Below are 11,459 nucleotides of genomic sequence, written 5' to 3' on the forward strand. Positions count from 1 at the left end.
GTTTGTCAGTTGCGGGTGCTCAGTTGGTGCCGATCTTCGCGAGCAGGTCCACGATCCGGCCCTGTACCTCGTCGCTCGTCGAACGCTCCGCCAGGAACAGGACGGTCTCGCCCGCGGCCAGGCGCGGCAGCTCGGCCTCCTCGACGGCGGCGGTGTAGACGACGAGGGGCGTGCGGTTCAACTGGCCGTTCGCGCGCAGCCAGTCGACGATCCCCGCGCGCCTGCGACGCACCTGGAGCAGGTCCATCACCACCAGGTTCGGCCGCATCTGCGCGGCCAGCGTCACCGCGTCCGCGTCGGAACCCGCCCGCGCGACCTGCATCCCGCGCCGCTCAAGCGTCGCGGTGAGCGCGAGCGCGATCTCCTCGCGCTCCTCGATGAGCAGGACACGCGAGGGGTGCTGCTCACTGTCGCGAGGCGCGAGGGCCTTCAGCAGGACGGCGGGATCGGCCCCGTACGCGGCCTCGCGCGTCGCCTGTCCGAGCCCGGCCGTCACCAGGACGGGAACCTCGGCGGCGACGGCGGCCTGGCGCAGCGACTGGAGCGCGGTGCGCGTGATCGGTCCGGTCAGCGGGTCGACGAAGAGCGCGGCGGGGAAGGCCGCGATCTGCGCGTCGACCTCCTCGCGGGAGTGCACAGTCACCGGGCGGTAGCCGCGGTCGCTCAGGGCCTGCTGCGTGGTGGCGTCGGGCGCGGGCCAGACCAGGAGCCGGCGCGGGTTGTCGAGCGGCTCCGGGGGCAGTTCGTCGTCCATCGGCTGCGGCTGGGGCCGGACCGCCAGCTCGACGGCACCACCGGGCCCGTCCAGCGGCTCGGGTCCCTCATCGGCGTCCTGGTCGGGGGCGCCGATCGCGTACGAACGTCCGCGGCCCTCCGATGACGACGACAGCAGTGACTGCGGCTGACCGGGCTGGGACTGGCCGGACGGCGTCTGGGGCTGAGCCTTCGGCTGCGCCGGCGACGACGGTGACGGGGCCTGCGGGTGCGGGCGGGCCGCGGTCTCCGGCTGGGTGCCGGCGGGATCGGGCCGGGTGGACAGCCTGCGCCGGCGACCGGAGCCGCCGAGCGTGTGCTGCGTCTGCTCCTGCGGGGCCGCCGCGGGCTGCGGGACCTGGGGAGGCAGCGGGACCTGGAGCGACGGGTTGCCGCCGGCCGACTGAACGGGCTGCTGCCCGGACTTCGGGCCGGACGGTCCGCCTGGCGCGCCGCCCTGCGTGCCGGACGCCTGATTCGCCTGCCGACCGGGCTGCTTGCCCGCCACCGGGTTCGCCTGGCCGGGCTGGTTCGCGCGGTTCGGCTGTGCGGCCGCCGGTGAATTGGGCTGTGGGCTCGGCAGCGGCTGGGCCGTGCCGGGGGCCGCCGGCTGGGGCCGCGGCGGGCGCTGCTGCTCGGCGATCTGACGTCCGAAGGGAACGCCCTGCCCCAGCGTTCGTACGCTTATGGCGCGGCCCTGAGTCGAGTTGGGGTCTGCCGACGGGGCCTCGGCGGGGAGGGGCTGCGCGGCGCGGGGCCTGGCACGGTTCTCCTGCGGCAGCGCGGCGCGCGCCGCCGGAATCGTCTGGACAGGGTGCGGCTGCGGCGGAGTGTGGCCGTCGGAGGGGTGCCCCTGTGCGGCGTCGTGCCGCTCGCTGTCAGCACCCCTATCGGTGGCCGTCGTCGCATCGGTGTCGGCGACCGCAGCGGCATCCGGCTCGGGCGTCGTCCGGTCGGCCTCAGCGGGCGGGAGCGCGAATACGGTGCGTGCGGTGCTGCTCTGCTCGGCTTCCCGCTCCGGGGCGCTGCCGAGAGCGCGGCGTGCGCGACGCCCGGCGGGGACGTTCTGCCCGGCCTGAGACGCCTCGAAAGCCCCGGCCTGGCCCGAACCACCGGCAGGCAGCGCGGCCGGCTCCGCGTTGCGCCGGGCCCGCCGGCCCGAGGACGCTCCGACCGGCACACCCTGCGGCGGCACGGTCTCGCCCAGGGCGGGGGCTCCGGCGGCGTGTTCGGCAGCGGTCATCACGGAACCCTCAGCGGCACCGGGACCAGCGGTTCCCTCAGGAACGGCGGCCTCGGCCGGATTGGGCCGCCCACGCCGACGCCCTGTGCCGGTCCCGGCCCCCGTGTCACCCGCGGGCGTCCCGTCGGCCGGAGTCTGCGTGGCCTGCGCCGGCAGCTGCACCTGAGCGCTCCCGGGCGTTCCCGCGGTCGCGCCCTCCTCGGCCCGCCGCCTGCGTCGCCCGGTCGGAGCGGCAGCCACCGAGCCACCGCCACCCTGCCCGGCCTCGTCGGCGTCCGGCAGGGCACCCGCGACACCGCTCTCCAGGAAGGAGTCCACCGACGCGCCCGAAGCCCGCCGGGCCCGCCGCCGCCCGCCGCGCGTGCCCGAAGCCTGCTCGGGCAGCCCCGCTCCGGCCACGGCCTCCGCACCTGCGGGACCGGCCTGCGACGCGACCTCGACGGCCGTACCGGGAACAGCCGCCCCGACAGCACCCGAAGGATCAGCCACCGGAACCGCCCCGGCCCCGCCCCCGATCGGCACCTCGAGCACATACGCGCTGCCGCTCATCCCGGGCACCTCGTGCGTCTGGAGCACGCCGCCGTGCGCCCGCACGATGCCGCGCACGATGGGCTCGTGCACCGGGTCGCCGCCCGTGTAGGGCCCGCGCACCTCGATACGGACGCTCTCGCCGCGCAGTGCCGCCGCCACGACGATCGTCGAGTCCACGTATCCGCCGACGCCGCTGGTCGGTACGACGCCCACGCGCGCGTTGCCGGTGGCGTCGATCCCTGCGACGTCCGCGACGAGATGGGCGAGCGCGGTGGCCAGGCGGGCCGCGTCGACCTCGGCCTCGATGGGCGGGGCGTGCACGGCGAACTGTGCGCGCCCGGGCCCGATCAGCTCGACCGCCCCGTCGACGCCCGCGGCGACGACCGCGTCGAGCATCACCTTCGTACGGGTCAGCTGAGCGTCGCCCGAGTCGAGGAGCTGGTAGCCGAGCACGTTGTCGACGAGCGTCGTCATGCGGCTGTAGCCGGCCGCGAGGTGGTGCAGGATCTGGTTGGCCTCGGGCCACAGCTGGCCCGCGTCGTCCGCGGCCAGCGTGGTGAGCTGGCCGCGCAGTTCGTCGAGAGGGCCGCGCAGCGACTGGCCGAGGACGGCGAGGAGCTGCTCGTGCCGGGCCGCGAGTGCCTCGTAACGGTCCTTCTCGCGCTCGGCGAGAGCGGCGATCCGGTCCTTCTCGGCAGAGAGTTCCTCGGTGTGCTGCTCGGTGATCGTGGCGAGCTCGGCGGCGTGCTCCTCTTCGGCACGCGCGGTCTGCGCCTCATGCTCCTCGATGATGCGCGCGAGCGTCTCCGCGTGCTCCGCTGCGGCGCGCTCCGACTCCTTGTCGCGCCGGTCGATCTCCTCCGTGTGCGCCACGACGAGCTCGTCGTAGGGGCGCCGGTCGGTGAACGTCATCACGGCGCCGACCAGTTGGTCACCGTCGCGGACGGGCGCCGTCGTCATGTCGACGGGCACCTGCTCGCCGCTCTTCGACCACAGGACCTGCCCGCGCACCCGGTGCTTGCGCCCGGAGCGCAGGGTGTCGGCGAGCGGGGACTCCTCGTACGGGAACGGCTCGCCGTCGGCGCGGGAGTGGAGGACGAGCGCGTGCAGCTCCTGCCCGCCCAGGTCGCTGGCGCGGAACCCGAGGATCTGCGCGGCGGCCGGGTTGACGAGCACGATCCGGCCGTCGGTGTCGGTTCCGACGACGCCCTCGGCGGCGGCGCGCAGGATCATCTCGGTCTGGCGCTGCGAACGCGCGAGTTCGGCCTCGGTGTCGACGGTCCCCGACAAGTCGCGCACGACGAGCATCAGCAGCTCGGCCGCGCCGCCGTAGGACCCGTACGAGCTGTTGCCGTAGCCGTCGACGGCGTCGCGGCCGTCGGCGAGATTCGCGCTCGTGACCTCGACGGGGAACTCACTGCCGTCGGTGCGCCGAGCCATCATCCGGGTCGGCTTGGTGCGCCCGCGCTCGTCCGTGGTGTCGGGCCTGCGCATCGATCCGGGGATGAGCCGCGAGTCGAACTCGGGCAGCAGATCGAGCAGTCCGCGCCCCACGAGGGCGGTGCCCGGGGCCTCGAAGGCCTCCAGGGCGATGGCGTTCGCGTTGACGACGGTCCCGTTGGCGTTGACCAGCACCAGCGCGTCCGGGAGCGCGTCGAGTATGGCTGCGAGGCGAGCAGCGCCTCGGGATGGCCTGCTGCTCACGACGACGCTTCCTCCCTGATTACCGCACCTTGCCGACCGCGCGAGCCATCTTCCTACGTGGCTCGCGGCATGTCACGGGAGGGAGTCTACGGGCAGAGGTTGTGCTCGCGGCGCCGGATGAGAGGGAGGTCGCACGCGGAAGATGTGCCCTTGGAATGAAGATGGGTGAGAGCGAGGCCTTCCCCGGCCGTGTGACGGCGGGGCATGCGTGGGCATATGCCTGGTCACAGGGTGTCCGGCGCCGCGCCGCACCTTGGCACGCTCCCCACACAATGGCCCGCGCTCGTTCACGCACCGGTCGCGGGCAGTACGGGAACGAGCCCCTGCCACCGCGAGATCTCACAGCCGTCGGTCCTCTTGTACGTCGCATCGACGGGCCGGCCGTGCCATGTTCCGGTGATGCGGGCGGTCGCGGGGCCTCCGTACTGCATCGTGCACTGGGAGCCCGACGAGCCCGGCGCGAACGGGTCGCGGCCGTTCGCGGACAGCTCGTCGAGCCGCGCGCACGCGTTCTCGGGTTCCGGATGGGTACCGCCTGAGGGCTCGCACTCCAGCTCGTACGTCCCGTCCCTTCCGTCACCCGTGCCGTTGACGGCGACCCGTAGCCGGTCCTGGACGGCGGGCTTGGCGAACAACTGAGGGAGGCCGAGCGGACCCGTGTCGGCATGGGCGGCGGCGGGGACCGCGCAGAGCGCGGCGGCGGAGGCGGCGGCGGTGAGGGCGATGCGGCGCAGCATGAGGGCTCCACGAATGAGTGAGAAGAGAAGGCCGGGGAACCGCACCGTCCCGAGCGGCTCCACCGCGTCTAACGCCGGGCGGCCCGCGATGTTGCGGTGGGCACCGGGACACGAGGACGAACAGAAGGGCTTTGCTCTCCGGCCTGGACGCCTAGTACCGTGGGGGCCAATTGGTGACACCGCGCGATGCTGTGTCATCATCTGGACGCACCACTCGCGCTCGCGCGGGGGTCGTGCTGGAGGCGTCGCCTAGTCCGGTCTATGGCGCCGCACTGCTAATGCGGTTTGGGCCTTAAAGCCCATCGAGGGTTCAAATCCCTCCGCCTCCGCTCCAAGATCCGAAGCCCCGGTCCTGATGGACCGGGGCTTCGGCGTTTCGGACCCGCAAGACAGTGTTTGCCCAGCTCACAAGGGGTGTGGCAAACGGATTTCACATGACGGCGGCAGTCATGTAATGTTCTTCCTGTCGCCGGGAACGGGCCGAAGGGGCCGGGACCGAGACAAAAACAGAACAAGCACTCGTAGCTTAACGGATAGAGCATCTGACTACGGATCAGAAGGTTGCAGGTTCGAATCCTGCCGAGTGCACACAGATGAGAGGCCCCCGGAGAGATCCGGGGGCCTCTTGCGTTATGCCCGTGCGGGGGCGAAGTCGTACACGGCCCATTCGGTCAGTGGGACGTATCCGATGCGCTGGTAGAGGGCGTTGCTGGTGGCGTTGGCCGGGTCTGCGTACAGCGCGACCTCCTTGGCGCCCGCGGCCAGGGCGGCTCGGGTCACCTCGACCGTCACAGCGCCTGCGTAGCCGCGACCGCGCAGGTGAGCCGGGGTGTAGACGGGGTCCACCCGGACCATGCCGCCGACCAGCGAGGTCATGCCCGCCATGGAGACCGGGGTGCCGTCGGGGGTCTCCCAGAACGTGTAGTGCTTGTCGCCGAAGCGGGTGCCGGCCCAGGTGTCGGCGTCGATGGTGACGTCTTCCCCGACGTCGGCGGCGAACTCGCGGTGCCAGCGGAAGAGTTGCTCGCGGTCCTGCTCGCCCACGCGTCGGCCCCGGCCCGCCGGGACCGGCTCCGGCGGGGTGAGCGTGCCGAGGCGGTACAGACGGATCCGCTTGCTGAGTGTCGGCGTCGCGCCTGTGTGCCGCTGCCAGGACTCGGCGAAAGCGGTGGAGGTGTCGTGGGCCGCGCTCACGATGGGGAGTACGTGGCCGAGGGCGGCCAGGCGCTCGGCGAGGGCTTCGGCGCCCTCGGGGGCGAGAGGGGTGAGGCTCAGGGGGCCGTGCTGGGTGAAGCGGTAGAAGACGGCACGGACCTCGCCCGCCCGCTCCAAGGTGCCGAAGACGGGGGCATGCGCCCGGTATGCCTCTGTGCCGAGTGCGCGCAGTTTCTCGGTCGATGTCAGAGGCGTGGTGTGCAGGGCGGGGCGTGAGCGCAGGAAGTCTCCGGCCCGGGCGAGAAAGTCGTCGATGTCTTCGGTGAGGTGCCAGTCGTACGGTCGCATGCCTCATGGTTGCCGATGTGCTCCCGCTCCGGCCAGAGCTTCAGGGACCGGACGGCACGGCAACGCGATGAGGACGAAGCCCGGCGCTGCCACGGTCCTCACCCGTGATCACGTCCCCGAACAGCGGGAACGTACCGCGGCCCCTGGCGATGTCAGTGCCCGGGAGTAGCGTCCTGAGCATGACGTGGTGGTGCACCGGGGTGCGGTGGCGGGTCGGGGGCGGGCCGGCGCTGGGGTGGTACGGGGAGGGGAAGGGGGAGCGGGAGAGTCCCCTCGCCTTCGGGGAGGTGCTGGCTTTCCGGGCCGTGGGCGAGCGCAGATGTCTCGGGGTGTGGCGGGGCGGCCGGCGTACGCCGTGTCCGGCGGCGGCGGTGCTGTCCGGGCGGGGGACGCGCGCGCAGTGTGCCGAGTGCGCCGGGATCGACCGGGCGCACTCCGTCGCCGCGGACACCATGGCGGACGACCCGAGGCCTTACCACGTGTATCTCGCCTGGTTCGGGAGCGGGATGGTGAAGGTGGGGATCACCGGCGTCGGGCGGGGGTCCGCCCGGCTGCTCGAACAAGGGGCCGTCGCGTTCACGTGGTTGGGGCGCGGGCCGCTGATGGCGGCGCGGCGGGCGGAGGAACTGCTGCGCAGCGCGCTCGGCGTTCCGGACCGGATTCCGTACGCGCAGAAGCGGGCCGTACGGGCGGCGCTGCCCCCGGCCGGTGAGCGGGCGGGGGAGCTGGCCAGGGCGCATGCCACGGCCGTCGCGCTCGCCGGGTGGCCCGAGTCGCTGGAGCGGCTGCCGTGCGAGGTGGTCGATCACGCGGAGGTCTTCGGGATCGAGGGCGCAGTGGACGGCGCGGCAGGCGGTGGGCGGCTCGGGGGCGTGGGGGGCGTCGTGAGCGAGCTGGTCGAGGGCGGGGTGGTCGTGGGGACGCTGGTCGCCGCCGCGGGGCCGGATCTGCATCTCGTGGAGCCAATGGGGCCTCCCCTGCTCGGGCGAAGCCGAGAGCTTGGGGAAGGGCGGCGGCTCGTGGTCGACACCCGGCTGCTCGGCGGGTGGCAGCTGGAGGCGTTGGGGACGTCGGAGGGGGAGGCGGCGGACGTGGTGTCCTCCGTGCCGGTGAAGACGGTGAAAGAGGCGCCCGCGCCGCAGGCCGGGTTGTTCTAGGGCTGTGCTGAGCCTGTTCCAGGAGGAGGCGCGAGGGGGCGCCGGGCTTTGTCGACCGGATGGTCAAGTCTCGCTTCCCGTAGGGCAATGGGGGTGGACACCGTCCGTCGCCGCACCGCATCGTGAGGACATGAGTGATCACGGAGTAGCACCTGTCGGGCCGGAGGACAGTTCCGGTCACGCCCGTACCGTCCGGCCCGTGCCCGTCTTCGAACCGCCCTACTACGCCGCCGTGTTCACCTCGGTGCGCACGCCCGGGGACAACGGGTACGGGGCGACCGCCGAGCGGATGTCGGAGTTGGTCAGGGAGATACCGGGGTTTCTGGGGGAGGATTCCGCGGTCTCGGAAGGCGGGCTGCGGATCACCGTCGCCTACTTCCGGCACGAGGAAGGGCTCAAGGAGTGGGCCGGGAACGGGGAGCACCGTCAGGCCCAGCGGCGCGGGCGCGCCGAGTGGTACGAGAGCTACTCCCTCCATGTCGCCAAGGTCGAGCGGAGTCACGGATTTGAGCGCGGAGAGTAAGGCGGAGAACGGCGCGGCGAACAGCGCGGAGGGCGGTGCGGGCACCGACACGGCGGGCGTCGGTGAGGCTGATCGGGTCGCCCGGTTCCGGGAGCGGCACGGCCTGGCCGGACTCGTCGACGTGCACACGCACTTCATGCCCGAGCGGGTCCTGAAGAAGGTGTGGGAGTACTTCGACGCGGTGGGGCCGCTGACCGGGATGGCCTGGCCCATCGCGTACCGGGAGGAAGAAGCGCAACGGCTCGCGCGGATACGGGAGTTCGGGGTCGAGGCCTTCACCTCCATGCTCTATCCGCACAAGGCGGGCATGGCCGAGTGGCTCAACGGGTGGGCACGCGACTTCGCGCGCCGGACGCCCGGCTGTCTGCACACGTCGACGTTCTTCCCCGAGCCGGGCGTCGACCGGTACGTGCGCGAGGCCATCGAGGCGGGCACGCGCGTCTTCAAGGCGCATGTGCAGGTCGGGGCGTACGACCCGAATGACGAACTGCTCGACCCCGTGTGGGGGATGCTCGCCGAGGCCCGTATCCCCGTGGTCATGCACTGCGGCTCCGGGCCCGCCCCCGGCAAGCACACCGGGCCCGAGCCCGTCGCCCGGCTGCTCGCCCGGCACCCGCGGCTGCCGGTGATCGTGGCCCACATGGGGATGCCCGAGTACACGGACTTCCTCGACCTGGCCGAGCGGTACGGGGAGGTGCGCCTCGACACGACGATGGCGTTCACCGATTTCAGTGAGCGCTTTTCCCCGTTCCCGCGCGCCGAGCTCGCCCGGCTCGCCGGTCTCGGGGACCGGATCCTGCTGGGCACCGACTTCCCCAACATTCCGTACCCCTATGTCCACCAGCTGGAGGCCCTGGAGCGGCTCGGTCTCGGGGAGGAGTGGCTGCGGGCCGTGTGCCACGGGAACGGGGCACGCCTGTTCGGCCTTGCCCCCTCGGCGTAACCCTTGGTGTATCCCCCTGGCGTAACCCTGTGGACGGACGCTCCTGAGAGACCGCTGTGCGTTTCTCAGGGAATTCACAGGTTGCCGAAAGCCGGTTCTCAGAGCGGGCGCGCAGGGTGTGGAACATGACCGCGACCTCGCCCCAGGGGCGTACCGAACTGCTGAGGCCGGACGGGAGCCCCGTCCGGGTCCTCGTCGTGGACGACGAACAGTCGATCACCGAGCTGCTCTCCATGGCCCTGCGCTACGAGGGCTGGCAGATCCGCAGCGCCGGGGACGGGATGGGCGCGGTGCAGACCGCGCGCGAGTTCCGGCCCGACGCCATCGTGCTCGACATGATGCTGCCCGACATGGACGGCCTGTCCGTGCTCGGCCGGCTGCGGCGCGAGCACCAGGACGTGCCGGTGCTGTTCCTGACCGCGAAGGACGCCGTCGAGGACCGGATCGCCGGGCTCACGGCCGGCGGCGACGACTATGTGACCAAGCCGTTCAGCCTGGAGGAGGTCGTCGCCCGGCTGCGCGGCCTCATCCGCCGCTCGGGCGCCGCCGACCGGCGCAGCGAGTCCGTGCTCGTCGTGGGTGACCTGACGCTCGACGAGGACAGCCACGAGGTGTCGCGCGGCGGGGACGGCATCCATCTGACCGCCACCGAGTTCGAGCTGCTCCGCTATCTGATGCGCAACCCGCGCCGGGTGCTGAGCAAGGCGCAGATACTGGACCGCGTCTGGAGCTACGACTTCGGCGGCCAGGCCAACGTCGTGGAGCTGTACATCTCGTACCTGCGCCGCAAGATCGACGCCGGGCGCGAGCCGATGATCCACACGCGGCGCGGCGCCGGATATCTCATCAAGCCCGCAGTGCCTGTCGCGCCATGAGCGGACGGCGGCAGCCGCGCAGTCTGCGCAAGCGGCTCGTCATCACGGCTGTCGCGCTGATCGCCCTGGTGTGCGCCGTCATCGGAACGGTGACCACCATCGCGCTGCACACCTATCTGTACGACCAGCTCGACAAGCAGGTGCGCGGCGCGGTCGTCCAGTCCACCGGCGGACCCGGTCCGGAGCGGCAGGCGCAGAACCTGAACTTTCTCGGCGGTCCGAGCAGGCCGGGCACCATCGGCGCCCTCGTCGAGTCCGACGGAAGCGTCACCGAGGCCGCGAAGAGCGTCGCCGACCGGGACAACCCGGTCGTCCCGCTGACGGACGCGCAGACCGCCGCGCTGGAGAGCGTGCCGCGGGACGGGGGGACGCACAGCGTCAGCGTGCCCGGACTCGGCGACTACCGGATCTCCTCGAAGCCGGGCGGAAACACTGTGGTCGGCCTGCCCGAGAACGAGGTGCAGGACACCCTCAGCACCCTCATCGTCGTCGAGGTCAGCGTCACCGCGGCCGGTCTCGTCGCCGCGTCACTGGCCGGCGCCGCCATGGTCGGCGTGGCCCTGCGGCCCCTGCGTCGCGTCGCGTCCACCGCGACCCGCGTCTCCGAACTCCCCCTGCACAGCGGCGAAGTGGCCCTCCACGAACGGGTCCCCGACACCGAGGCCGACCCGCGCACCGAGGTCGGCCAGGTCGGCGCCGCCCTCAACCGCATGCTCGACCACGTGAACGGAGCGCTGGAGGCGCGCCAGCAGAGCGAGACGCGCGTGCGCCAGTTCGTCGCGGACGCCAGCCATGAGCTGCGTACCCCCCTCGCCTCGATCCGCGGTTACGCCGAGCTCACCCGGCGCGGCCGTGAGGAGACCGGGCCCGACACACGGCACGCGCTCGGCCGTATCGAGTCCGAGGCCCACCGCATGACCGGACTCGTCGAGGACCTGCTGCTGCTCGCGCGGCTCGACTCCGGCCGTCCCCTGTCGTACGAGGCGACCGACCTGTCGCCGCTGGTCGTGGACGCGCTGAGCGATGCCCGCGCGGCCGGCCAGGACCACGCGTGGCGGCTCGAACTGCCGGACGACCCCGCCCTCGTGCTCGCCGACGGGCCGCGCATCCATCAGGTGCTCGTGAACCTCCTGGCCAACGCCCGTACGCACACACCGCCGGGCACCACCGTGACCGCGCGCGTGCACCGGTACGGGCCGTGGGTCTGCCTGGACGTGCAGGACAACGGCCCGGGCATCCCGCCGGAACTGCTCCCGCACGTCTTCGAGCGGTTCGCACGCGGTGACACCTCCCGCTCCCGGGCCCACGGCTCGACCGGTCTCGGCCTCGCCATCGTGCAGGCCGTCGCGGCGGCGCACGGCGGCGCCGTGACCGTCGACAGCGTGCCCGGCCGGACCGTGTTCACCGTCCATCTGCCGGCCTGTGCCGAACCCGTCGCGTACTCACAGGCGGGCCACAGTCTCACCACACCGGCCTGACAGGGCAGTTGG

8 protein-coding genes and 2 tRNA genes are annotated in these 11,459 nt (G+C 72.5%); 7 read left to right on the forward strand and 3 right to left on the reverse strand.

Annotated elements, in window-relative coordinates:
* Positions 1–19 precede the first annotated feature (19 nt).
* On the reverse strand, positions 20–4,231 hold the full coding sequence (locus ACWIGU_RS10805; RefSeq protein WP_454399493.1) for a PAS domain-containing protein: 4,212 nt from the start codon (positions 4,229–4,231) through the stop codon (positions 20–22).
* Positions 4,232–4,518: 287 nt separating this feature from the next.
* Entirely contained in the window at positions 4,519–4,968 is a 450-nt protein-coding gene (locus ACWIGU_RS10810) for an SSI family serine proteinase inhibitor (protein WP_454399495.1), read from the reverse strand.
* A gap of 238 nt (positions 4,969–5,206) precedes the next feature.
* Between ACWIGU_RS10810 and ACWIGU_RS10815 the strand changes: the two genes are divergently transcribed.
* Positions 5,207–5,297: transfer RNA gene (locus tag ACWIGU_RS10815), tRNA-Ser, on the forward strand.
* 186 nt (positions 5,298–5,483) lie between these two features.
* Positions 5,484–5,556: transfer RNA gene (locus tag ACWIGU_RS10820), tRNA-Arg, on the forward strand.
* A 42-nt stretch (positions 5,557–5,598) separates the two neighbouring features.
* Here the strand turns inward: ACWIGU_RS10820 and ACWIGU_RS10825 are convergent.
* Positions 5,599–6,471, reverse strand: coding sequence for a GNAT family N-acetyltransferase (locus ACWIGU_RS10825; protein WP_454399497.1), 873 nt, complete (start codon positions 6,469–6,471; stop codon positions 5,599–5,601).
* A 179-nt stretch (positions 6,472–6,650) separates the two neighbouring features.
* Between ACWIGU_RS10825 and ACWIGU_RS10830 the strand changes: the two genes are divergently transcribed.
* The 5 genes from ACWIGU_RS10830 to ACWIGU_RS10850 all read left to right on the forward strand — a co-directional run bounded on the left by ACWIGU_RS10830 (position 6,651) and on the right by ACWIGU_RS10850 (position 11,447).
* The gene (locus tag ACWIGU_RS10830) at positions 6,651–7,628 is read left to right on the forward strand and encodes a DUF2797 domain-containing protein (RefSeq protein ID WP_454399499.1); all 978 of its coding nucleotides are present in this window, start codon (positions 6,651–6,653) and stop codon (positions 7,626–7,628) included.
* 199 nt (positions 7,629–7,827) lie between these two features.
* Positions 7,828–8,151, forward strand: coding sequence for an antibiotic biosynthesis monooxygenase family protein (locus ACWIGU_RS10835; RefSeq protein WP_454399501.1), 324 nt, complete (start codon positions 7,828–7,830; stop codon positions 8,149–8,151).
* Between the two features lie 103 nt (positions 8,152–8,254).
* Entirely contained in the window at positions 8,255–9,094 is an 840-nt protein-coding gene (locus tag ACWIGU_RS10840; protein WP_454399679.1) for an amidohydrolase family protein, read from the forward strand.
* Positions 9,095–9,219: 125 nt separating this feature from the next.
* Entirely contained in the window at positions 9,220–9,969 is a 750-nt protein-coding gene (locus ACWIGU_RS10845; protein ID WP_356277355.1) for a response regulator transcription factor, read from the forward strand.
* Positions 9,966–11,447, forward strand: coding sequence for a sensor histidine kinase (locus tag ACWIGU_RS10850; RefSeq protein WP_454399503.1), 1,482 nt, complete (start codon positions 9,966–9,968; stop codon positions 11,445–11,447). The genes ACWIGU_RS10845 and ACWIGU_RS10850 overlap by 4 nt, the downstream gene beginning before the upstream one ends.
* The last annotated feature ends 12 nt before the right edge of the window (positions 11,448–11,459 follow it).

It is taken from the genome of Streptomyces sp. NPDC055400, from assembly GCF_053644375.1.